This window comes from Paenibacillus sinensis (assembly GCF_019904155.1).
In the GTDB taxonomy this organism is placed as follows: domain Bacteria; phylum Bacillota; class Bacilli; order Paenibacillales; family Paenibacillaceae; genus Paenibacillus_AQ; species Paenibacillus_AQ sinensis.
This window is the reverse complement of sequence record NZ_JAHCMB010000159.1, coordinates 56,636-80,384: the sequence shown is the minus strand read 5'-3', so window position 1 is coordinate 80,384 and position 23,749 is coordinate 56,636. Positions and strand designations below refer to the sequence as shown.

The 23,749-nt window shown below is 56.6% G+C and carries 23 protein-coding genes; all 23 read right to left on the bottom strand.

All coding sequences use genetic code 11. The features are described from left to right. Window positions 1-110 precede the first annotated feature (110 nt). Complete coding sequence (locus tag KIH86_RS18815) at window positions 111-326, bottom strand: hypothetical protein (protein WP_223110603.1); 216 nt, start codon at window positions 324-326, stop codon at window positions 111-113. Window positions 327-407: 81 nt separating this feature from the next. Further along, complete coding sequence (locus KIH86_RS18810) at window positions 408-1,415, bottom strand: Rpn family recombination-promoting nuclease/putative transposase (protein WP_223080648.1); 1,008 nt, start codon at window positions 1,413-1,415, stop codon at window positions 408-410. Window positions 1,416-1,593: 178 nt separating this feature from the next. Next, a complete protein-coding gene (locus tag KIH86_RS18805) occupies window positions 1,594-2,079 on the bottom strand; it encodes a DivIVA domain-containing protein (protein ID WP_223080647.1) in 486 nt (161 codons plus the stop codon). 234 nt (window positions 2,080-2,313) lie between these two features. Continuing rightward, window positions 2,314-3,096, bottom strand: a complete 783-nt coding sequence (locus tag KIH86_RS18800; protein WP_223080646.1) for a YlmH family RNA-binding protein — start codon at window positions 3,094-3,096, stop codon at window positions 2,314-2,316. A gap of 3 nt (window positions 3,097-3,099) precedes the next feature. Continuing rightward, window positions 3,100-3,369 (bottom strand): YggT family protein, encoded by a 270-nt coding sequence (locus tag KIH86_RS18795; protein ID WP_223080645.1) that lies wholly within the window; start codon window positions 3,367-3,369, stop codon window positions 3,100-3,102. 7 nt (window positions 3,370-3,376) lie between these two features. Continuing rightward, complete coding sequence (locus KIH86_RS18790; RefSeq protein ID WP_223080644.1) at window positions 3,377-3,826, bottom strand: cell division protein SepF; 450 nt, start codon at window positions 3,824-3,826, stop codon at window positions 3,377-3,379. Beyond that, on the bottom strand, window positions 3,826-4,524 hold the full coding sequence (locus KIH86_RS18785) for a YggS family pyridoxal phosphate-dependent enzyme (RefSeq protein WP_223080643.1): 699 nt from the start codon (window positions 4,522-4,524) through the stop codon (window positions 3,826-3,828). The genes KIH86_RS18790 and KIH86_RS18785 overlap by 1 nt, the downstream gene beginning before the upstream one ends. 3 nt (window positions 4,525-4,527) lie before the next feature. Beyond that, entirely contained in the window at window positions 4,528-5,379 is an 852-nt protein-coding gene (gene pgeF, locus KIH86_RS18780) for a peptidoglycan editing factor PgeF (RefSeq protein ID WP_223080642.1), read from the bottom strand. 108 nt (window positions 5,380-5,487) lie between these two features. Next, complete coding sequence (locus KIH86_RS18775) at window positions 5,488-5,859, bottom strand: YlmC/YmxH family sporulation protein (RefSeq protein WP_223080641.1); 372 nt, start codon at window positions 5,857-5,859, stop codon at window positions 5,488-5,490. Window positions 5,860-5,987: 128 nt separating this feature from the next. Continuing rightward, the gene (gene sigG / locus KIH86_RS18770; RefSeq protein ID WP_223080640.1) at window positions 5,988-6,770 is read right to left on the bottom strand and encodes an RNA polymerase sporulation sigma factor SigG; all 783 of its coding nucleotides are present in this window, start codon (window positions 6,768-6,770) and stop codon (window positions 5,988-5,990) included. A 146-nt stretch (window positions 6,771-6,916) separates the two neighbouring features. After that, window positions 6,917-7,639, bottom strand: coding sequence for an RNA polymerase sporulation sigma factor SigE (gene sigE / locus KIH86_RS18765; RefSeq protein ID WP_223080639.1), 723 nt, complete (start codon window positions 7,637-7,639; stop codon window positions 6,917-6,919). Between the two features lie 111 nt (window positions 7,640-7,750). Further along, entirely contained in the window at window positions 7,751-8,698 is a 948-nt protein-coding gene (spoIIGA, locus tag KIH86_RS18760; protein ID WP_223080667.1) for a sigma-E processing peptidase SpoIIGA, read from the bottom strand. Window positions 8,699-9,002: 304 nt separating this feature from the next. Further along, a complete protein-coding gene (gene ftsZ / locus KIH86_RS18755; RefSeq protein WP_223080638.1) occupies window positions 9,003-10,115 on the bottom strand; it encodes a cell division protein FtsZ in 1,113 nt (370 codons plus the stop codon). Window positions 10,116-10,175: 60 nt separating this feature from the next. After that, window positions 10,176-11,441 (bottom strand): cell division protein FtsA, encoded by a 1,266-nt coding sequence (gene ftsA / locus KIH86_RS18750; protein ID WP_223080637.1) that lies wholly within the window; start codon window positions 11,439-11,441, stop codon window positions 10,176-10,178. A gap of 271 nt (window positions 11,442-11,712) precedes the next feature. Then, window positions 11,713-12,465 carry a cell division protein FtsQ/DivIB gene (locus tag KIH86_RS18745; protein ID WP_223080636.1) on the bottom strand — a complete coding sequence of 251 codons (753 nt, stop codon included), beginning with the start codon at window positions 12,463-12,465 and terminating at the stop codon, window positions 11,713-11,715. Between the two features lie 66 nt (window positions 12,466-12,531). Then, on the bottom strand, window positions 12,532-13,815 hold the full coding sequence (gene murA / locus KIH86_RS18740) for a UDP-N-acetylglucosamine 1-carboxyvinyltransferase (RefSeq protein WP_223080635.1): 1,284 nt from the start codon (window positions 13,813-13,815) through the stop codon (window positions 12,532-12,534). 316 nt (window positions 13,816-14,131) lie between these two features. Continuing rightward, complete coding sequence (gene murG, locus KIH86_RS18735; RefSeq protein WP_223080634.1) at window positions 14,132-15,241, bottom strand: undecaprenyldiphospho-muramoylpentapeptide beta-N-acetylglucosaminyltransferase; 1,110 nt, start codon at window positions 15,239-15,241, stop codon at window positions 14,132-14,134. Window positions 15,242-15,249: 8 nt separating this feature from the next. Next, entirely contained in the window at window positions 15,250-16,350 is a 1,101-nt protein-coding gene (spoVE, locus tag KIH86_RS18730; RefSeq protein ID WP_223080633.1) for a stage V sporulation protein E, read from the bottom strand. Window positions 16,351-16,400: 50 nt separating this feature from the next. Beyond that, window positions 16,401-17,822, bottom strand: a complete 1,422-nt coding sequence (gene murD, locus KIH86_RS18725; protein ID WP_223080632.1) for a UDP-N-acetylmuramoyl-L-alanine--D-glutamate ligase — start codon at window positions 17,820-17,822, stop codon at window positions 16,401-16,403. A 3-nt stretch (window positions 17,823-17,825) separates the two neighbouring features. Continuing rightward, window positions 17,826-18,791 carry a phospho-N-acetylmuramoyl-pentapeptide-transferase gene (gene mraY, locus KIH86_RS18720; protein ID WP_223080631.1) on the bottom strand — a complete coding sequence of 322 codons (966 nt, stop codon included), beginning with the start codon at window positions 18,789-18,791 and terminating at the stop codon, window positions 17,826-17,828. A 35-nt stretch (window positions 18,792-18,826) separates the two neighbouring features. Then, window positions 18,827-20,224: a UDP-N-acetylmuramoyl-tripeptide--D-alanyl-D-alanine ligase gene (locus KIH86_RS18715; RefSeq protein WP_223080630.1), complete on the bottom strand. Its 1,398-nt coding sequence runs from the start codon at window positions 20,222-20,224 to the stop codon at window positions 18,827-18,829. Then, on the bottom strand, window positions 20,221-21,708 hold the full coding sequence (locus KIH86_RS18710) for a UDP-N-acetylmuramoyl-L-alanyl-D-glutamate--2,6-diaminopimelate ligase (protein WP_223080629.1): 1,488 nt from the start codon (window positions 21,706-21,708) through the stop codon (window positions 20,221-20,223). The genes KIH86_RS18715 and KIH86_RS18710 overlap by 4 nt, the downstream gene beginning before the upstream one ends. A gap of 72 nt (window positions 21,709-21,780) precedes the next feature. Further along, the gene (locus KIH86_RS18705; protein ID WP_223080628.1) at window positions 21,781-23,706 is read right to left on the bottom strand and encodes a stage V sporulation protein D; all 1,926 of its coding nucleotides are present in this window, start codon (window positions 23,704-23,706) and stop codon (window positions 21,781-21,783) included. Between the last annotated feature and the right edge of the window lie 43 nt (window positions 23,707-23,749).

Sequence of the window (23,749 nt, the reverse complement as noted above, 5' to 3'; positions counted from 1 at the left end):
CCCCCTTACAAAGGGGGATTTAGGGGGATGTCGCCCCGCAAACGCAAATAACGCCCCGCCCCCTAAGGGGCGAGGCGACGCTCGCGATACCACCCTAATTCCGCGCTGACTCAGCCTGAACGGCCCGAGACAATCGCGATCTCAGCTCCCGCGCAAGTTACGCGGGTCCGGTGTAACGTCCGGTTAACGGCTCGCCTTACGCACAGACTTGGTGTCCGCTTCAGACTCGCTTCTTGGGGAAGATATTCCGGCATGGGATGAACATCGGCTTGCAGCAAGATGCCGACTCTCTGGGGATCACAGCCATGGCGTACTTGTCCCGTCATCGAATTCATATGTTACGTTTCAGATATGTTATAGTTATAGCCTCTTTGACGTTAAATGTCAACAGGCAGGCGATATAGTCATTATTTAGTCTTTTGGCGAATCGCTTCAATCCGCTGACAATCCAACCCTGTCGTCTTGACGATTGTCGGAGTATCGAGTCCGAGCGAAATCAGGTTCCGGGCTACCTTTTCTTTCTCTATTAATCGCCCCTGCTCAACGCCTTGCTCGATTCCTTGCTCAATGCCTTCCTCATACCCCCAGCGTTTCCAAGCCGGCATCAATTCCATGATTTCTCTCGCCTCCTCTTCTTCTCCATGCTCACGCAGCTCGCGGACAATGGCTTCGTCTTCCTCCTGCGAGGGACCGTAGTACAGATCCGCGATCGACATAATCAGGGCCAGCCTGGCGTCGTCCAATTCTCTGCGGAGCCGCAGCAGCATACGCAAGTAAGCCGTTCGAAGTTCCCTGGCTTCCTTCTTAGTATATCGCATCTTTCCCAGCAGTGCAGCAGCCACCGGGTTATCAGAGTTGATAAAATCCCGCCAATTATTCCGCCTCAGCTTAACCTGCAGAAATTGAAACCGCAAAATATCGTGTTCAGGTAATTTCATCACGAGAGAATCCCGTTCCTCCCGCTCGTCGTCCATTGTGAAAATTGCAATGGGTATGATCAGTCTATATTCATTGCGATGTCTTTCGAACAAGCGGCTGAAATAGATGAACATTCGCTCATGAAAGACATCGTCCCGGTAGGATTGAGGCTCCAGGTGCACCAGTACAAAGGCGGCGCCCTCGCGAATCCGGGTTTCGAGCAGCAGATCCAATTGGCGCGCTTCCTGGCCTACAATATCAACGAGCAGTTCCTGCTGCAAAAAGCGGGTGTGGCCGTGATCCAGCTGGCAGGCGAGCTCCGGCAGGAACAGCTCGAGAAATTCTGCGAAAAAAGTTTGCAGCAGCTTTTTGAATGCTTCGTCATGGGGCGTCTGTGCGGATTCCCAAGCATGCTGCGTCTTCCCGGTATTACTCCGGTCTTTGCCCCGATCAGTGCTGTTTACGAAAAAGCCAGGCTTCCCTTCGCCTTGTTTCATCCCCTCCAAGTTCACCCCCTTCTGATCGAAGTCCGCTTAATGAACACAATTAACGCGAAAAGCGCCGACCGCTCCCCCTTCCGGGAACGATCGGCGTATGCTGTACGACCGATAACATACGGCTGCGCTGCCGCATGCTGCATATAAGTTCATGGCGAGTCCCGACTTGGAACTCCCCTTAGAATACCTCTTCTTTGACCTCGCGGCTCTCCAGCGCGTCCCAGTCATCCTGGGACAGCAGCTCCAGCTGCGCTTCCACAAGCGTACGGAACCGGGTCCGGTAGATCGAAGCCTGCTTGCGCAGCTCTTCGGTCTCGATGGCGATCTTGCGGGATTTGGACAACGCCTCGTTGATGATCCGATCGGCGTTCTTCTCCGCTTCCTTGATGATCAGTTGGGCTTCCTTCTTGGCGTTGTTCTTCACTTCATCGGCAGCCTCCTGGGCTACGATGATCGTCTTCGACAGCGTATCTTCGATATTCGTGAAATGGTCAAGCCGCTCCTGGAGCGCCAGAAGCTGGTTATGAAGCTCCTTGTTCTCACGGATGACACTCTCGTAGTCCTTGATAACCTGGTCAAGAAACTCATTGACCTCGTCTTCATCATAACCTCGGAGCCGCCGGGCAAACTCCTTGTTGTGTATATCGAGCGGCGTTAATGGCATGCTGTGCACCTCCTAGAAATTTCGGGCCGGTTACGCCCCGCCGTCCACTCATCCCGCAGGATGAAGAAGTAAGCTTGAGCAACCAAGTTCGGGACAGGGCGAGCGGCCCTCTTCACCTGCCGGATTCACGAAAATCTGCTCTCCAACAATTATCGGCGTCCAGCTCCGCAAATGTTAGCTGCCCTTATAGAGTTAATCAATTTCGACAGGCCGTGAGAAATTCCTGCAAGAAATTTATACAAATTTCCCGACTTTGACCCGGTAACGGCCTTTCTTGGTCAGGCTTCCGACCTCAAGCATCTTGAAACGGCCAAAGCCCTGCACGGAGACAACATCGCCTTCCTTCAAATGACTGGAAGGGTCTTCCTCCACCTTCCAATTGACCCGCACGCGTCCCGCTTTGATCGGGGCGAGGATTTTGCTCCGGCTCAGGCGGACCACATCGGCGGTAATGCCGTCGAGGCGAAGCGAGGAGACGGTAAGCTCCACCGGGTCCAGCTTGACCTCGGCCTTCTTCAGAGCCGAGACGGGAAGGATATCCACACTTGCCGAAGCGCGGCCGACGCTGCTCAGATGAAGAGCTAAATAATCGGCGATATCCGACGTCACTACGGCATGACAGCCGCCTGGGAGGACGTGAATATCGCCGATTTTGCTGCGTTTGAGTCCGAGTCCCAGCAGGGAACCCATATAATCCCCATGCTCCAGATCGGATAGCTTCTGTTCTTCCGGTGTAATGCTCAGAATCTGAAGTCCCATGTCCTCGTTGTCCAAATTGCGGTAATCCGGCGCAATCAAAGCTCTTCTCCGCTCCGCTTCCTCGTGTCCACCGTCCCATTTAACATGGACGTCAGGCTGCCGGTTAACCAGAGTCTGCAAAATATAGCCCTGCCGCGGGTCCAGAAAATCGGTCAGCTTGACTTCATGATACCGCGCCGCGTTCTCTACCCATTCATAGGCCCGGTCCACAAACGCCCGTTCATCGGGGTGAAAATGCCCGTAAATATCGTTCTTCATAGGCTATGCAATAAAGTAGTTCAGCACCGCGACCAGCCCTCTCATCGCCAGCTCCAGGACAAACAGCGCTACGATGGGTGAGAAATCGATTGTACCGAACAGGGGCGGTATGATCCGGCGGAAAGGCCGGAGATACGGTTCAACCAGCTTGCCCAGCAGCTCTCCGATAAAGTTGTCGCGGACGTTGGGCAGCCAGGACATCAGCACATAGAAAATGATCATGTAGAAATAGATATTGTACAGGATACTGATTATGGAATAGATTTGGGGCAACGCCCATTCACCTCATTCTGTTATAGTCTTGGTCGTCTGCCAGGATTTCCGAAATGGAGCCCTGAATTTCCACCGTATCCGGCGTGCAGAGGAAGATGTTGCCGCCGATCTTGGAAATACCGCCGCCCAGGGCGTATACCGTCCCGCTCAGAAAATCGATGATCCGCATCGCTTGATCGTTACGCACCCGTTGGAGATTGACGACCACGGTCCGGTGCGAGCGAAGATGATCGGCGATTTCCTGGGCCTCGTCATACGACCGCGGCTCATACAGCACAACCTTCACATTCTTTTGCGAGTGGATGCTGACGACATTGCCTGCCCGCTGATTTTTGCGGTGCTCTACCGGAGCCGGCGCCAGTTCCTCCTCTTCATGCTGCGCAAGCGCCTCGCGCTCCACAACCTCTTCCTCTTCCTGCAGGCCCAAAAAACTCATAAACCGGTTCATCACGCCCATTACGATCCCTCCTCATGGCCTACCAATACCGTTCCCAGGCGAACCCAGGTGGCTCCTTCTTCAATCGCCACTTCAAAATCGTTCGACATCCCCATCGACAGCTCCGTAATCGGCTCCGGCGTCAGTCCAAGACCGTTCAGCCTGTCCCTCAGCTCGCGAAGACCGCGGAAGACCGGCCGCGTCAGCTCCGGATCTTCTTCATGCGGCGCCATGGTCATCAGTCCGATCACCTTGAGACGGTCGTAACCCGCGATGTCCCGCAAAAAATCAGGCACTTTCTCCGGCTCCAGCCCGAACTTGGTATCCTCGCCGGAGATGTTCACCTGAATAAACACCTTGACGTCAATGCCGGACGCCTCCGCCTTGCGCTGAAGCTCCTTCGCCAGCGACAGCCGGTCCAGCGAGTGAATATATTGAAACTTGCCGATAACGTCTTTTACCTTATTAGTCTGCAGATGCCCGATAAAATGCCAGGTCCCCCGGTTCCCGAGCGCCTTCCACTTGCTCTCCGCATCCTGCCAGCGGCTCTCTCCGATATCCTGAAGCCCGCCATCCAGTACGGCAGACGTCATCTCGAGCGACACATATTTGGTCACGGCGATTACTCTGACGTCCTGGCTGCTGCGTCCGCATCTTTCGCAGGCGCGCTTAACGCGCCGGCTGACTTCGGCTATTCTTTCCTGCAATGTCGAGGACAACGGTCAACTCTCCTTTATTCCGATCAAACTCGCCATTCGTCCCGTCACTCCATTTTCCTTGCGGAAGGAGAAGAACAAATCGCGATTACAGCTTGTACACCAAGATGTAGTTTCGATATGAGTCGTCAATATTCCTGCTTTTATCATAATGCGTCGGTTCAATTCTTTCAAGTTAAGCAGCTTTTTGCCGGTGTTCGCTCCCGAAGGGCTGTATAGGCGCTCCGCGCCTTTTTCCACTTGCGGCAAGCTGTCCTCCAGCGCACGGACGCGGTCCATAACGAAGTCGTCGACCTCGTAGCAGCAGCCTCCGATGCTTGGACCGATTGCGGCGTGGATATCCTCCGGTCTGCTTCCGTAGGTCTCCTCCATCCGGCGGACCATGGCCAGCGCGATTTCGGCGACCGTACCTTTCCAGCCTGCGTGGGCAAGGCCGACGGCGCCCGCTGCGGGATCGCAGAAATAGAGCGGCACGCAGTCCGCATAGAAGGAGGTCAGCAGCACGCCGGGTACATCTGTCAACAGTCCGTCTGTGTTCTGAAAGGCCGAAGACTGATCCAGGCTGCCCTTCCCTCTGTCTTCCTCTCTGACAACCGCGATGTCCGCTCCGTGTACCTGCTCGCCACATGTCCAGTCTTTCAGCGCAAAGCCGAGAGCCCCGGCGACCGTCTCCCGATTCGAGATGACATCCTCCGGGATGTCTCCGACATGAAAGGCGCAGTTCAAACTGTCGTATGGTTCAGCGCTGAAACCGCCGCTCCTGCCGGTGAAGCCCGCAACGATGCCCGGATAAAGCCCGCTCCACGGCCGAAGCTCATAAAGAGCCGGCTCTTTTTTCAGCCTAACAAATGGTTCCATTCTCTCACCCCGCCTTTAAGTGTATCACAAGTCACGATTCGGCTTCATACAGCTTCCTTGTTCATACGAAAAAAGAAGGAGCCAGGTTTCCTCGTGACTCTGGCATTGTTAATAGGCGCGGCGCTCATTCCGTTCATTTCGTTCGCTTCGCTCATTCCGGTCTTCACGCTGCAGCACCAGAATCTCCCGGTCCTCGGTTTCCTGTAAAGGACGCGGCTCCTCCATTTTGACCAGAACAACATCGGAGCCGATTTTGACGATATTCCGCCAAGGGATTACGAGATCCGCGCCTCCGCCGAACAGTCCGAGAAACCTTGTATAGCCTGGCACAACGATCGCCTCGATAACGCCCCGCCGAAGATCGAGCTCCAGATCACTGATCTGGCCCAGCCGCCGTCCGTCGACAACGTTAATGACGTCCTTGGCCTGGAAGTCGGATATCCTCATTTTTTTACCCCCAGACGTCGTTTCCTGATTCATGTCCCCCACCTCTTGCAAATGTATATCTTAACTATATGTTCAGGCGGCTTGGACGCATTCATTAAAAAAACAACCCCACCTTCGGGAAAGCCCCGGGTGGGATTGAATAGACTGCGCTCAGTATTTACTTAGGATTTCACATGTTTCTGCATCTGCTGGATCGCCGATTTCTCCAGACGGGAGACCTGGGCCTGGGAAATGCCGATTTCCTCAGCCACCTCCATCTGGGTCTTGCCCTCAAAGAAGCGCATCGATAAAATACGTTTCTCGCGCTGTCCGAGACGCTGCATTGCTTCCCGCAGGGCGATTTCCTCAATCCAGGAGACGTCCTTGTTCTTGTCGTCGCTGATCTGGTCCATCACATAAATGGGGTCGCCCCCGTCGTGATAGATCGGCTCGAAGAGGGATACGGGGTCTTGAATCGCATCCAGCGCGAAGACCACATCCTCTTTGGGAACACCAAGCGCTTCCGATATTTCAAAAATGGTGGGTTCCCGCGAATTCTGATTGGTCAGGCTGTCCCGAACCTGCAGCGCCTTGTAGGCGATGTCCCTGAGGGAACGCGAGACGCGAATCGGATTGTTGTCTCTTAAGTACCTGCGAATCTCGCCGATAATCATCGGAACGGCGTAAGTGGAAAATTTAACGTTCTGCGACAGATCAAAATTATCGATGGCCTTCATGAGCCCGATGCAGCCCACTTGAAACAGGTCATCCACATATTCCCCCCGGTTATTGAACCGCTGAATGACGCTGAGGACCAGCCTCAGGTTGCCGTTAACCAATTTCTCTCGGGCGGATTTCTCGCCCTGCTGCTGCAGCAAAGTGAACAGCTCGCGCATTTCCACATTCGTCAGAACGGGCAGCTTGGCGGTGTCCACCCCGCATATCTCGACTTTGTTTCGGGTCATGATGATTAACCTCCCAAGGAGAAACATTACTGTACATTATCTCCCCGGCAGGCCATTTTATTCCTTGCTTGTACCCCTCAGCAGAGCCATCGGATTCCTGGGTGCGTGTCCCTTGATCTAAAGCTCCGGATCATCATCCAACCGGTTTACACCATCTTGTTGAACTCCTTGCGGAGGCGCTTGATGATTCTTTTTTCGAGACGGGAAATATAGGACTGGGAAATGCCGAGAAGATCCGCAACATCCTTCTGCGTCTTCTCCTCTCCGCCCCGAAGCCCGAAGCGCAGCTCCATAATGAGCCGTTCGCGCTCGCTCAGCTTCTCCAGCGCCTTTTGCAGCAGCTTGCGGTCCACCTGTTCCTCAATATTCCGGTAAATGGTGTCGTTCTCCGTCCCCAGCACATCCGAGAGCAGCAGCTCGTTGCCGTCCCAGTCGATGTTCAGCGGCTCGTCAAAAGACACCTCGCTGCGCGTCTTGTTGTTGCGTCTCAGGTACATCAAGATTTCATTCTCGATACAGCGGGACGCATATGTCGCCAGTTTGATCTTCTTCTCGGGATCGAAGGTATTGACCGCCTTGATGAGGCCGATCGCACCGATGGAGACCAGGTCCTCGATATTGATGCCGGTATTCTCGAATTTGCGTGCGATATAGACAACCAGACGCAGATTCCGCTCGATCAGCATGGCTCTGACGGCGGAATCGCCGCTCGGCAGCCGCTGAAGCAAATAATCCTCCTCTTCCCGGGTCAGCGGCGGGGGCAGCGCCTCGCTTCCGCCGATATAGTAGATTTCCTGGCTTTTCAGTCCCAGCAGAAACAGCACGCGGTAATACTGGAGCTGAAAGGCCAGTCTCCATTTGATCATCATTGTTCCTCCTTCCAGAAGTACGAACAGGCTGACTTGTGAATTTTTTCGACTCTGTCCGGGAGAACAGAGCCGGCATCCAGTTTGGGAAGCCATATCGCCCAAGTTCTCCGGTCAAGCTGCGCCTCCCGGGTCCTCGGCTGCTGTCCCCTCCGCCAACTCGGGATGGATAATCGCCCGGTAGGCTCCGTCGGAAGACAGGGTTCCTCCATCCAGCCCAATGAGCACCTTGCGGTGGCTGAAGGCTTCCCCCCCCAGCGTGACCTCCACCGCATCCGGCTTCAGGGCCAGCATGAACGAGGCTGACCGGTTAACACCCCTGTACGGTACAAGCCTCAGCCGGTCGTGCCAGGCGTAAGACTGCCCGTCCAGCTCCAGCACCAGCTGCTCGGCGCCTTCCTGTGAGATCCGGCCTTTCCATTCCGGCGGCAAATATTCCTCCCAGAGCGAAGCTTCCATAACCATGACCGGCGTGCGGGTCAATGGATCATAGAGCCGGTTGCCGGTATCGAGAAGTCCGGGACAGCATACGGTCACCCCACCGATCTCCACCCTTACCGACCCGATAAAGGTTTCGAGCTTCTCCCGTTTTGCCCGTGAGGATAGAACGGCTTTGTAGCAGCCAAGCACGGCCAGCATTACGGCCAGGATGAACCAGAAGCCGATTTTTAACCGATAAGCATAGCCTCCCGCCGCCGTATAGAGAATGCCATTCCAGATGTCGCCGGAGCTTTGCAGCAAATAGTGAACGCCCAGTACACCTCCCGCCGCCGCAAAATTGATGATATAGAACGCGCCAAGACTTCTCATGAAGCTTTGCAGGCTCCTCCATCCGAATGCGGTCAGCAGCATGATCAGGGACAGGCCAAACTTGACCAGAAAGGTGTACAGAAATGACAGCTCGGGAACAAACATCATCACCACATACAGCGCACCGACCAGCGCGGACAGCCAAAGCCTCCACCAGCGGATCTTCATTTTAACCATCCAACCTGTCAGCCACAGCAGCACAGCGTCGATCAGCAGATTGGCGGCAAAAATCAAATCGATATAGACGACCATCTCCTCACCTCTGCCATTCATAATGACCCTGCGGGCTCACAGGCTTGGCTCACGGTCTTTAGCTGCGATAGGAATAGTATAGAAAGTCCAAGGTTCAAAGTCTGTCTAAACATAGGGGAGGAAGTGAAGGTTTTTTTGTCGAGATTTATGGGATGAGGGCGGGTGGAATAAACCTGGAGAGCGGAAGGTTTATTGTCTGGCATGAGCAGATGATTAGAGGGGACATAGGTCTTCTTTGATAGAAAAAACGGCTTTCACCCGGGAATGAGTGAAAGCCGTTTTGGAAGAAGGCGAGGTTCCAAGCTTATTCGTGATTGCCCCGCGAACGGTTGCGGAGGAAGGTTGGAATGTCAAGCTGATCCGAGCTCGTCTGGTTGCCGAACGGCCGGAGATTGTTGTTCTTGTCCACTGCCGGCTCGCTCTGGGCAGCTGATGGACGGCGTCCCGGCGCAGCGGGAGCTGCCTTGTGCTCGAAGCCTGTCGCAATGACGGTAACCTTGATTTCGTCCTTCATGCTCTCTTCGATAATGGCACCGAAGATCATATTGACTTCAGGATCGGAAGCGGAGGTTACGATTTCGGCCGCTTCGTTCACTTCATAGAGCGAAAGATTGGAGCCGCCGGTAATATTCATGATAACGCCGCGCGCGCCCTCAATCGAAGTCTCCAGGAGCGGGCTCATAATTGCTTTGCGTGCGGCTTCGGAGGCGCGGTTCTCGCCGGTCGCGATACCGATACCCATCAGGGCCGAACCCCGCTCGGTCATAATTGTCTTGACGTCGGCGAAGTCAAGGTTGATCAAGCCGGGAACGGCGATGAGATCCGAGATGCCTTGAACCGCCTGCCGGAGAACATTGTCCGCTTCGCGGAACGCTTCCAGCATCGGCGTCTTCTTGTCGACAATCTCAAGGAGGCGGTCATTCGGGATCACGATCAGCGTATCGACCTTCTCCTTCAGCGCCTCGATGCCGAGTTCCGCCTGGTTGGAACGCTTGCGGCCTTCAAAGGTGAAGGGACGGGTTACGACGCCTACGGTAAGCGCGCCGCATTCCTTGGCTATTTCCGCGATGACCGGCGCGGCTCCAGTACCGGTGCCGCCGCCCATACCAGCGGTTACAAATACCATATCCGCTCCCTTGAGCGTGTTCGAAATCAAATCGCGGGACTCTTCGGCCGCCTTCTTGCCGACTTCAGGGTTGGCTCCAGCTCCCAGCCCGCGTGTCAGCTTGTCCCCAATTTGCAATTTATGTTCCGATTTGGCCATATGCAGCGCCTGGGCGTCTGTATTAACCGTGATGAATTCCACGCCCTGAACGCCGTTCTCAATCATCCGGTTGACCGCATTGCTGCCGCCGCCGCCAACGCCGATGACCTTGATCTGCGCCAGGCTCTCCATTTCAAAATCAAATTCCAACATAATGTTCCCTCTCCCCCTCAAAGTGCTTGGATGGCCGGTCCAAGTAGTTCTGGACGTTCGCTATATGAAATCGCTGAAAATATTTTTTAAACGTTCCACAAATCCCTGCTTCGGAGCTGTCTCCTGGCTGGGAGCCGCGCTTGGCTTGCTGCTGCGGTTCACTGTCTTCTTGTTCGCGCTGGCGCCTGTGCTGCGGCCGCGATAGCTGCGAACGACATGATGCAGGATGCCCACGCCCCCGGTATATCCGGGATCACGGACTCCGATATAATCGGGAACCGCGACCCGGACGGAAGCCGAAAGCTCCGACTGCGCCGCCCTAAGCACTCCCGGCATGGATACAGTACCACCCGTTAGTATATAACCTCCGGGGAGGTCGGTAAACCCAAGACGCTTCACTTCCTGGCGGATCAGCTGAAAAATCTCCTGCACGCGCGGCTCGATAATCGCAGCCAGATCCTCCTGGTTGAACTCCTTCTCCACGTTGCTGCCGATGCGCAGCACCTTGAAGACGGCGTCGGATGCAGCATCGTCAATCCAGGCGCATCCGTATTTCAGCTTGACCTTCTCGGCCTGATCAGTCAGCGTGCGCAGACCGTAGGCAATGTCATTCGTTACAAATTCTCCGCCGATCGGTATAGTGGAGGTTGCGATCAGGGAACCCTCTTCATATACGGCTATCGTCGTTGCGCCAGCCCCGATATCGACCAGCACCGCTCCCATCGACTTCTCGTCTTTGGATAACGCTAACCCGCCGGCTCCGAGAGACATCAGCACCAGGTCTTTGATCTTCAGACCCGATTTCTCTACACAGCGCAGCAGGTTATGTATAGGTGTCTTGGCGCCGGTCACGATGGTGGCTTCCACCTCAAGGCGGACGCCAATCATGCCCCGCGGGTCCTGAATGCCTTCAAGACCGTCGACGATATATTGCTTGGCGACGACGTCGATCACCTCGCGTTCCGGCGGAAGCGCGATCACCTCGGCCGCTTTCAGAACGCGGAGAATGTCTTCCTCGCCGATTTCGCGATCCTCATTCTGGACGGCTACGACGCCATGGCTGGATTGCAGGCCGATATGATTGCCGGAAATGCCGACATACACTTCGGATATTTGAATGCCTACCATTTGCTCGGCGTGCTGGATCGCGTTCTTGATGGATTGGACCGTCTGGTCGATATCCACGATCGCGCCCTTGCGAATGCCTTCCGAGTCGGCAGATCCTACACCGATAATATTCAAGGTTCCGTTGGTTACTTCCCCGATTATTGCCCGAACTTTGGATGTACCGATGTCCAAACTAACAATGATGTCATTGTTGCTCAAGCCCTATGGCACCTCCTGTTTGACGTAGTGGTTTCCATATCTTCGATTAGGTACGGTAAACGTCTTTCTACTAATTCCACCATGCCTAATCCTTTCCCTCTTTTTTCTACAAATTTTTTAACCGATCAAGCACCTTAAACTGGAAAATAATCCAAGAAAGTAAAATCTCAAGGACTCTCTGCGCTATTAAAAAATCCGAAGAAAAAAGAGGGATAAATCATTATTGCCCATAAAACCGATTGTAGCATTTTTTGTGCCTCATGAGTAGGGGCTAATTCTCTTCGGTGTCATCGTTTGTTTCCGGTATGAAAGGAACATAGGAATCCGCTTCCAGCATGGTAATGGTTCCAGGGCTGTTCGTCTCGATAACCTGATTCAAGTACCCCACCTTATCCTTCAGCAGTGAAACGGCCGTGATGACCTCGAACTGCGAGCGGGTATACAGCTTGATCCGGTCCGGAAAAGACGGCGTCGGCGAGGGAACGATCTCCGAAATATCGCTGGTCAGCTCGTTCGGGATATCCGCAAGCGCCGCACACAGCTTGGACCGGTAAGGGTCGGAGGGCTTCCAGCCGGTAAGAATCGGCTTCTCTACGGCAATTCCGCTATCATCGATCGACACCGAAGCTCCGCTCGACAGAATCGCCTTCAGGCTTCCCGAGGCATCGATTTCATAAGCTACGGCCGGATATTCCGTTATCTGAACGGTTATAACGCCCGGAAAAGACTTCTCCACCACCGCTTTCTGCACCGTCTTCAGGCTCTGAAGCGACCCTGCCACCTTCTCCTTCGATACGGCGAAGAATTGTCCGCCCTTCTTGAGCCCGCTCTGCTTCAGCAGCTCCTCCTGTGTGGAGTACTTGCTGCCGCGGAAATCAATCTCCGTGATCCGGCTGACCGAAGAGCGAAAGAATATAACACCCAGCAGCGCGGCGAAGAGCAGCAGCAGAATCACGGTAAGTTTTCGGCTCTTCTTCTTCCTGGGCTTGTCCTCTTGCAGGACAGGCATCCTTGTATTTGTCATAACCATTTCTCCGTAGTAAAGCTCTGCCCCTCCGCCTGCAATTGTGCCGGAGGAGGGCAGAGACGATTAATTGGCCAGATCGATCGGCCCTGGCACGGGCGTCTTGCGGATAATTCGGGCGCCCAGCTTCCGGAACAGATGCTCGATGCCGTCATAGCCTCTGTCGATGTGATGCGCCTGCTCGACGACAGTCGTTCCCTGGGCGGCAAGACCGGCGATGACAAGCGCGGCGCCGGCCCGCAAATCGGTGGCCTCAACGGTTGCGCCGTACAGGCGCTTGACGCCCCTGATAAACGCGCGGTTCAGATCCGTTGTAATATCGGCGCCCATTCGCACCATTTCTTCCACATGCTTGAATCTGCCCTCGAAGACCGTCTCCTTGATGACGCTGAAGCCGTCCGCCAGCGCCAGAAGCACCATGATCTGCGACTGCAGATCCGTTGGAAACGAAGGATAGGGCGAAGTTACGATCCGTTCCACCGCTCGGGGACGTCCCATACAACTGATATTAATTATATCATTGCAGACCGAGATTTGAACACCAGCGCGCTTCAGCACGTGAATCAGCGCGTTCAGATGCCCGGCATTCGTATGGGTAAGCGTCACATCTCCCCGAGTCGCCGCGGCGGCAATCATGACGGTGCCCGCGACGATCCGGTCGGGGATTACATCATACCGGCAAGCCCGCAGGGTCTGAACGCCCTGAACCGTAATCGTGTCGGTACCCGCGCCGATTATCGAGGCTCCCATCGCATTCAGGAAATTCTGAAGATCCTGAATTTCCGGCTCTCTCGCCGCCCCCGTGATCGTCGTCGTGCCCTCCGCAGTCGCGGCCGCCATCATGATATTTTCCGTGGCGCCGACGCTCGGATAATCCAGATGAACATCGGCGCCCTTCAACCGTTCGGCCTTGCAGCGAATCTTGCCTCCGGACTCTTCGATTTCCGCACCCAGCGACTGCAATCCGCGCAGATGAAGATCGATCTTGCGCTCGCCGATCGCGCAGCCGCCCGGCTGATAGATCGTAACCTCCCCGAACCTCGCCAGCAGGGGTCCCATCAAGAAGATGGAAGAGCGCATCTGCTTCATCAGATCCTCCGGTACATGGGAGGAGCATGCCGTTGACGTATCCACCGTCACCGTATCCCCGTCATGTTTGGCTCTGCAGCCGAGCCGCTCCAGAATTGCCAGCATGGTGTAAATGTCCAGCAGCTTTGGCACGTTCCCCAGCGAGTGAACGCCTTCGGCAAGCAGACTCGCCGCCAGAATCGGCAGCGCCGCGTTCTTTGCTCCATGGATACGAATGGTGCCGGACAGGGGAATTCCGCCCTCAATCACCAATTTGTCCAATGTGTCACCTCCGAGATTACCGCTCACCCCTGCTCCATGGTGCACAGATGCCTGATCAAGGACATTCCGGCCTTCAGGGTCGGCCGCCTGCCGGAAGACGCGCGGCGCTGAAGTGGCCGGCCGGCGCAAAGAGCGCGCCTTCTGCCTTTTACGCGGCAAGCAGTTCTGGGTGATTGTCACGATTTATAAGATATCGTATGTAGCAGCTCGCAGGTGTGTGACAGTACGGCGCACAGACGGGCTCCCCCTTAGGCAGATGCGGTCCCGATATTGCGGGAAGCCCAAAAAAACGGATAAATCGCCCTGGGAAGAGGCTTTACTTCTTAGCCGCCAGCCGGCGAAGCTCGCTCACGATCACTGAAGCGGAATCCCGCTTGCCCAGTTTCCGCGAGGCCTCCGACATCGAGCGGCGAAGCTCCCCGTTGCCGGTAATCGAAGTGACCGCCTTATGAAGCGACTCCCCGGTCAGATCCTTCTCCAGAATAACGACGGCTGCTCCCGCCTTCTCCAGCTGGCGCGCATTGGCTTCCTGATGGTTGTTCGTGACGTTGGGAGAAGGAATTAGTACAGAGGGGATGCCCAGTGCCGTGATCTCCGCCAGAAACGACGCCCCCGCGCGGTTCACAATAAGCGACGTGCAGGCGAGCACCTCCGGCATATTATGGATGTAGGGAACGACATGCAGCCAGTTCGGCAGGCTGCCCAGCTTCTCCCGCAGCCGCTTGCGCGTGTCCTCGAAGTACGGCTCGCCGGTGACGTACACGTAGTGCACATTCGGCTCCTTCTCGGCCAAGGGGGCCATCCCGATCATCGCCTCATTGATCGCCTTCGCTCCCCGGCTGCCCCCGACCACCAGCACAACCGTGCTGTTCTCGGGAATGCCCAGTGAAGCGTATCCCCGCTTCGGATTGGCCGCGCTGACGGTGGTCGCGCGGGGGTTGCCGGTATAGATGACTCTCCGGCTTCCCGGAAAGGCCGACTCCGTTCCCTCAAAGCTGACGGCCACCGTACTGGCGTACCGGCTCAGGAACTTGTTCGTCAGGCCAGGGATCGCATTCTGCTCATGAATAAGCGTGGGAATGCCGAGCCTGGATGCCGCATAGACGACGGGGCCGCATACATAGCCGCCCGTGCCCACGACGACATCAGGCTTGAACTCCTTCAGCATCTTCTTGGATTCCCGGACGCCCTTGAGAAACCGCATGATGGTCTTCACATTGTCCAGGGACAGGCTCCTGCGGAATCCGGTAATGTCAATCGCGCGGAACGGAAGATTCTCCTGTGGGACCAGCTTGCTCTCCAGCCCCCTTGTTCCGCCGATATATAAAAACGCGGAGGGCTCTTCCTCCGCTTCCAGCTGCCTGGCGACGGCGACGGCGGGATAAATATGCCCTCCCGTTCCGCCACCGCTTAATACGATACGCATGTTGCCCTTCACCTCGCATAACGGGATAAATTGAGTAAAATGCCGAGCGCCGTCAGCATCAGCGTCAGCGACGAGCCCCCGTAACTGATCAGGGGCAGCGTGATGCCGGTGACCGGCATAAGGCCGATGACGACGCCGATGTTGATCACAACCTGAACCGCCACCATACAGACGATCCCAACCGCCAGATAGCTGCCGAAGCGGTCCGGAAGGCTCATCGCTACCCTCATCCCCCTCCAGATCAGAATCAGAAAGAGGATCAGAACAGCGATGCCGCCGATAAAGCCCAGTTCCTCGGCCAGAATGGAGAAAATAAAATCCGTCTGCGGCTCCGGGACATAGCTGTACTTCTGCCGGCTCATGCCAAGCCCCAGCCCACCGAGGCCGCCCGGTCCGATCGCATACAGCGACTGGATGATCTGATAGCCCGCGCCAAGCGGGTCCGACCACGGATCGAGAAAAGCCGTAATCCGCTGCAGCCGGTAAGGCGCTGCGGCGACAAGACCGGCAAAGCCTGCTGCTCCCGCCGCCCCGAGCATCGACAGATGCTTCATTCTTGCCCCTGCGGTGAACACCATCATCAGCGCCGCTCCCGTCATCACCGTGCCGGTTCCGAGGTCGGGCTGCAGCATAATGAGGCCGAAAGCGGCGCCGATCAGCGCAAGCGGAGGCAGCAGCCCCTTGGTGAACGTCGTAATGTCGTAGTCCTCGCGGCTAAGCCAGTTCGCCAGGAACAGGATCATCCCCATTTTCATGAACTCCGAAGGCTGAATGCCGAAGGAGCTGATGCCAAGCCAGCTGCGCGCGCCGCCGCGCACGACCCCAATGCCGGGAATCAGGACGATGACGAGGAGGATGAAGCACAGGATCAGCGCGGGCTTGGCCAGCCGTTTCAGCACACGGTAATCCAGGTTGGCCATGAAGAACATGGCTGCCAGCCCCAGCGCCGCGAACAGCAGCTGCCTTTTGACAAAATAAAAGGAGTCGCCGTAATTGCGAAAGCCCAATACCGAGCCCGCGCTGTAAACCATTATCATGCCGATGGCAAGCAGCGCCAGGATCGGAATAACGAGCCAGATATCGGGAGGAGCAGGCTTTGATTTATTCATGAGGAGCACACCTCTTGCTTCGTAGTGGAAGCTTATCCAAGCCCCCCTACTTACAGATTATGCACCGCCTCTTTAAAAATACGCCCGCGCTCTTCATAGGATTTGAACATATCCCAGCTTGCGCATGCGGGCGACAGCAGCACGACGTCTCCCTCTTCCGCCAATGCGGCGGCTTCCCGAACGGCCTTCTGCAGCACCGAGGCGGCGCTGCCTTCATTATCGACGGTGAGCACCGTCTTTAATCCCGCGAGCTTCGCGACAGCAGCCAGCTTGTCCTTGGTCTGGCCTAGTGTGACCAACGCTTTGACGCGGCCTTCAAGAATTGGGACAAGCTCCATATAGTCGGAGCCGCGGTCGAGCCCGCCGGCGATCAGGACGATCGGCTGCCTGAACGAGACAAGTGCCATGGTCGTAGCTTTGGCATTGGTCGCTTTGGAGTTGTTGTAATAGGCGGCACCGTTCTTGTCCGCAACATATTCCAGACGGTGCTCCACGCCCCGGAACGAGGCCAGCATCTCCGCGAGACCTCCGGGATCAGCTCCAGCTGCGATGGAGATGGCGCAGGCCGCCAGCGCATTCTCCACATTGAAGCGGCCGGGCAGACCGATGGAGTCCACCTCCGCGATTACGGTCTCGCTCTCGGTGTAATCGCGGTAGATGATCGTCCGCTTCAGGTTATCCTCCACATCCGGCACATAAGTCGGCCGGACAAACACGCCCTGCACGAGCTCCTCGGTCATGGAGAAGGGAAGAATCATTCCCTTCATGTACGGCACGAGTTCCCTGCAATAAGGGTCGTCCCAGTTCAGGACGGCCGTATCGGTTGCTCCCTGATTAGCGAACAGCTTGGCTTTGGATTCGACATAATCCCGCATGTCTCCGTGATAGTCAAGATGAGTCTCGGCCACATTCAGCAGACAGCCCACCTTGGGCCGGAAATCCTGCGTGCCCTTCAGCTGAAAGCTGCTCAGCTCGACCACCATCCAGTTGTCTTCTTCGGCTTCCTGCGCCGCCTGACAGAGCGGCGTGCCGATATTGCCCGCGACGATGGGATTCATCCCGGCGGCCTCCAGCATTTTGCCGACCCAGGTCGTCGTGGTGGTCTTGCCGTTGGAGCCGGTGATGCCGATAATCGGAGCCTTGCACAGATGATAGGCTACTTCGACCTCAGTAACGACTTCGATGCCGAGTTCCAGCGCTTTCTGCACGGGCGCAGCGGAATACGGGATGCCCGGGTTTTTGACAACAAGCTTGACGCCTTCATGAATCAGGCCGTCCGGGTGGCCTCCGCATATAACAGAAATTCCCAAAGACTCCAGTTCAGAAGCTTCGGGACATTGTTCTCTATCTTTTTTATCGTTGACCGTAACCAGGGCGCCGCGTTCATGCAGCACCTTGGCTACCTGAACGCCGCTCTTGGCAAGGCCGAGCACGATCGTCTCCTCGCCGCGGTATTGATCCGGATGTTTCATTGCCTACAACCCCTTGCTAATGTATAGTCCGAGACCGGCCAGCACGATGCCGACCGCCCAGAACGAAATGACAACCCGCCATTCCGACCAGCCGCTCAGCTCAAAATGGTGGTGGATCGGGCTCATCTTGAAGATGCGCTTGCCCCGGGTCTTGAAGGATGTCACCTGCAGGACCACCGACAGCATTTCAATGACAAAAATGCCTCCGATAACAATGAACAGCAGCTCGCTTTTGGTGACGATGGCGATGGCGCCGATGGCGCCGCCAATGCCCAGCGAGCCGGTATCGCCCATGAAGACTTTCGCCGGATGGGCGTTAAACACGAGAAAGCCGAGCACCGCGCCGATCATCGCGGCGGCGCAGACGCCCGCGGCGATGGAAGTCGCCTGCATCGCCACAACCGCATAGGCGGCAAGCGCGATGGCGGCCGTGCCGGACAACAGTCCGTCGACACCGTCCGTGAAGTTGACGGCGTTCGTGATCGCCATCATCATGATGACGATGAACGGGTAGTAGAACCATCCCGTCCAGTCGAAGCTGACGGAGGTTCCGGGAATGCTGATCGCGGTGCTATGTCCCGCGGAGATCAGCAGCGCGCACATGACCGCGCCGACAACGAGCTGGCCGAGCAGCTTCTGGCGCGGCGTCAGGCCGAGCGAGCGCTTGAAGACGATTTTGATGTAATCGTCCAGAAAGCCGATCAGCCCGTACCCGAGCGTCGCCACCAGCAGCACGTAAAAGTCCGTGTTGACGACGGAGAATTTCAGGTACGACAGCGTAAACGCCACAATGATGATGATGCCGCCCATCGTAGGCGTACCTGCTTTCTTCAGATGGCTCTGCGGCCCGTCGTCTCGGACCTGCTGGCCGAATTTCATCCGGCGCAGCAGCGGGATCAGCAGCGGAGCGGCGATCACCGCAAGGATAAAGGATACGGATATGGTCAGTAGCAGCAGTTGGTAATCCACGGGTTCACCCTCTCAAATCTCTTGCTATTACAGCATTAATCAAAACGGGCTCTCAGAGCCTGAAGCGTCTCTTCCAGCTTCATGCCTCGCGACGCCTTGAACAGCACAATGTCCTTCGGGCCCACCGTATTCAGGAGCGCCTCTGTCAGCTCGGTTTTGCCGGTGTACGCATGCACCCGATCCGGGCCAAAAGAGGCTCTGGCCGCGTCAGCCAGATGAAGGGACAGGGGGCCGTATGTAAAGACCCGGTCGACCTTGGCGGCATCCAGATAAGATCCGACTTCGGCGTGAAAGCCCGCTTCTTCGGGCCCAAGCTCAAGCATGTCCCCCAGCACCGCGATTTTGGAACCGGCTCCCTTCATGGACTGAAGGACATCGATCGCGGCTTTCATCGAGGTCGGACTGGCGTTGTAGGCATCATTCAGCAGCGTAAGGCCGGCCTTCGTCTGGATCAGCTCGATTCGCATGCCGGTCAGCTTGAGACCCGCGAGGCCTTCCGCCATCTTCTCGCCGGTGACGCCGTAATGCTCCGCGACCGCCATGGCGGCCAGGCAGTTGACCACATTATGGCGCCCCGGAAGCGGCAGCGTGAACACCTGGCCGTCATGACGGCTGGAGGTGAAGGTTGTGCCTCCCGGATGATTCATAATGCCGGTCGGATAATCATCATCGCTCGCCTCCAGGCCGAAGCGGAATGTCTGCATGCCTTCCGGCGCTTTGAACTCCGGCTCCTTCATAACTTCGGCGAGCAGCGGCTCATCGCCGTTATAGATCAGCAGCCCGCCGCGGCGCAGCCCTTCCACGATCTCCAGCTTCGCCCGTGCGATTTCCTTACGGGAGCCAAGCTGGAGAAGATGGGATTCGCCGATATTGGTAATGACGGCCGTATCGGGCTGGCCGATCGACGAGAGCAGCGAAATTTCGCCGCGCGCGCTCATGCCCATCTCCAGCACCGCAATCTCGGTATCCTCAGGCATGCTCAGAATGGTGAGCGGCAGCCCGATATGATTATTGAAATTACCCTGCGTCTTGTGAACCCTGAACGTGGTCTCCAGCAGGGCGGTGATCATATCCTTGGTCGTCGTCTTGCCGTTGCTCCCGGTAACGGCAACGACGCGAGGCGCCGCTTCGCTTAAGTATGACGCGGCGAGCGCCTGCAGCGCGGCAAGTGTGTCGTCGACCACGACGGCGTTCCCCGCCGGCGCAGGTCCCTTCCCCGCCGACCACAGCGTCGCGGCGGCTCCTTCCGCCAGCGCGGCCGCGGCATAATCATGCCCGTCGAAATTGTCGCCGGACAACGGCACGAACAGGCAGCCGGGCGTGATCTTACGGGAATCGGTGACGACTCCCTCGATACGAGTCTCCGTAGAGCTGCCCGGCGAAAGTTCGCCGCCGCACATAGCAGCGACGGCTCCCAGTGTTCTTGTAATCAATGGCTTCTACCCCTTATGGCTTCTTTGGCGACAATGCGGTCGTCGAAATCGAGAACCGCGCCGCCGATCAGCTGGTAGGTCTCATGACCTTTCCCCGCAATCAATACTACATCTCCGGGGCTTGCCATATCAACAGCTTTCCCGATCGCTTCGCGCCGGTCCACAATCAGCTCGTACCGGCTGCGCTCCACGTCGTCCTCGATCAGCCCCGCCTCGATATCCTTCAGAATATCGTCCGGATTCTCGGTGCGCGGATTATCGGAGGTAACCAGCACATGATCGCTGTACTTGGCGGCGATCTTGCCCATCAGCGGGCGCTTCGTCTTGTCGCGGTCTCCACCGCAGCCAAAGACGGTCAGCACCTTGCCTTCAGCGAATTCATTCACCGTCTTCAGTACATTCTCGAGTCCGTCAGGCGTATGGGCGTAATCCACCACCACTGTATACGGCTGGCCTTCCTCCACTGCCTCTACGCGTCCGCTGACGCCGGGGACCGATTCCAGGCTCCGCTTGATGTCCTCCAGCGAAACATCTTCAAGCAGACACGCCGTAATGGCGGCCAGCGCGTTGTAGACGTTGAATTTGCCGACCATTTTCAGAGAAATATCCGCCGATCCCTTAAAGGTATCCACGTGGAAGAAGGTGCCTTTGCCGGTTATGGAAATCCGTGAGGCACGGACGTCTGCTTCGCTGTCGATGCCGTAGGTGATCGTCTCCGCCGCCGTCTGTGCCGCGAAATAGAGGCTGGCTTCATCGTCAGCGTTCAGCACGGCGTATTTGCGTTCTTCCTTGCGGGAAGAGAGAGCATTGCCGAGTCTTGAGAAGAACAGCCCCTTCGCGGCGCGGTACTCCTCCATCGTATGATGGTAATCAAGATGGTCCTGGGTCAAATTGGTAAAAATTGCGGTCCGGAAATCGGTCCCCTTCACGCGTCCCTGCTCCAGTGCGTGCGAAGACACCTCCATCACGCAGCTCTCCACACCCTGGGTAACCATATCATGCAGATGACGCTGAAGCTCAAGCGATTCCGGCGTTGTCCGGGGCATTGGATAACTGACCCCTCCGTAGCGCATTTGAATCGTTCCGATCAATCCCGTCTTGACGCCGTGATCTTCCAGAACACGCTCAATCAGATAAGTGGTCGTCGTCTTGCCGTTGGTTCCGGTGACACCGATCATCTTCATCCGGCTGCTTGGCGAACCGAAGAATACGTTCGACAGCAGGGCCATCGCGAAGCGGCTGTCGCCAACCACGATTTGCGGCAGATCAAGATCAAGTCGCCGCTCCACTACAAGCGCCGCCGCTCCGGCCGCAGCCGCCTGCGGCGCGTAATCATGCCCGTCGACGGTGAAGCCCGGCAGGCAGATGAACAGATCGCCAGCCTTCACCTTCCGGGAGTCGGCCTGAAGGTCGGTTATTTCAGTGCCGCCGTCGCCGTACAGGCGCGCGGCGGCCAGACAGGAAGAGAGTTCTTCTAATTTCATGTTCAATCCCTCGCTCTACTGATTCAGATCACGTTTCTTCTTCATTCAATCTGTCATACGTTCTATCTAACATTATGGACTTGATGCGCCCATATAAATCCGGATCGTTGAACCGCGCTCCATCCGCGTTCCCGCCTTGGGCGCCTGGTTGATCACCGTATCGCCGGTTCCGGAGCGGACCAGGTTGAAGTTCATGTTCATATCCTCGTAAATATCCTGAACCGACGCCCCTACGAGATCCGGCACGGTATCGATTGGCGTCTCGCCGTACTTGTAGACTTTGGCGAGCTGATCGGTCCGCTGCGGTACTTTCATATAATGCAGCGAATCCTCCAGGATGCTCTGCACGATTGGCGCGGCGACAACGCCGCCGAACTGGATGCCCTTCGGGTTATCGACGGCCGTGTACACAACGATTTGGGGATCATCTGCCGGCGCGAAGCCGACGAAGGATACAATATGCTCCGACGCGGAGTACCGGCCGTTCACGACCTTCTGTGCGGTACCGGTCTTGCCACCGACCCGGTAGCCGTCGATAAAGGCCGGACGGCCCGTACCTTTGGCAACGACGCTCTCCAGCGCTTCGCGCACCTTCTTGGAGGTGTCTTCGGAGATGACCTGCCGCACAAGCTCCGGCTTGACCTCCGACACCGTAGCTCCGGTGTCCGGGTTGATCCATGCCTTGGCGACATGCGGCTTATAGAGCTTGCCTCCGTTAATGGCGGCCGACACTGCTGCAATCTGCTGGATCGGCGTCACCGAGACGCCTTGGCCGAAAGCTGTCGTCGCCAGCTCTACAGGACCAACCTTGGACGGTTTGAACAGGATGCCATTCTCCTCGCCGTTCAGGTCGATCCCTGTTTTGCTGCCGAAGCCGAAGTTGCGGATGTACTGAAACAGTGTATCCTTACCGAGCCGCTGGCCCAGTACGACAAAGCCCGGGTTACAGGAATTCTCGACAACCTGCAGGAATGTCTCGCTGCCGTGGCCGCCTTTCTTCCAGCAGCGCAGCTTCGCCCCGCCGACCTCGATATAGCCCGGATCGAAGAAGCGGTCGTTCTGCAGATCCACCTTGTGCTCGTTGAGCGCGGCGGCCAGCGTGATAATCTTGAAGGTCGAACCGGGCTCGTACGTCATCCAGATCGGCAAGTCCCGGTTATAGATCGATGAATCGTATTCCTTGTACTGCCCCGGCTCATAGCCCGGACGGCTGGCCATGGCCAGTATCTCCCCGTTCTTCGGGTTCATCGCGATTGCCCAGCTGGCGTTGGCCTGATACTTCACCATGGCCTGATCCAGCTCGCGCTCCATAATCGATTGAATCTGCTTGTCGATCGTCAGCTCCAGATTCAGTCCGTCCTGCGGCTCCGCGTATTTCTCCGAAGAGCCGGGCATCAGCCCGCCGCCGGCGTCGGAGAGATACGAAATGTTCCCGCCGATCCCTTTCAGCAGCTTGTCATAGACGGTCTCGATCCCGGTTATCCCCTGGTTGTCGATTCCCGTGAACCCCAAAATATGCGCGGCAAGATCCCCGTATGGATAGAACCGCTTGCTGTCTTCGGCAACAACGATGCCCGGCAGCTGCAAATCACGAATGCTTCCGGCAAGCTCCATCGTAATTTTGCGTCCGCCGGGCTGCAGTCTCACCGTGGATTCTCTCTTGGATAAAAGGGTAACCAGCTTCTCTTGCGTCATTCCAAGCAGGGGAGCCAGCTTCTGTGCCGTCCCTCCCTTGTCCTTGACCTGGACCGGGATGGCATAGATGGTAGGCGAACTGACATTGTAAGCGAGCTTCGTCCCGTTCCGGTCCATAATCTCGCCCCGCTTCGCCGTGAACGGGATGTTCCGGCGCCATGAATCCTCCGCCTTCGCGGTCAACTCTTCGCCTTCGGCCAGCTGAACATAAGCCAGGCGCAGAGCCAGAGCCACGAACAGCACGGCAAGCCCGAGCAACGTCCACAGCATGCGCCGCCGCGACATGATTTTCGACACTTTCATACGTCAACCCCGCTTTCCGCAAATAGACATGGCTTCTTGAATA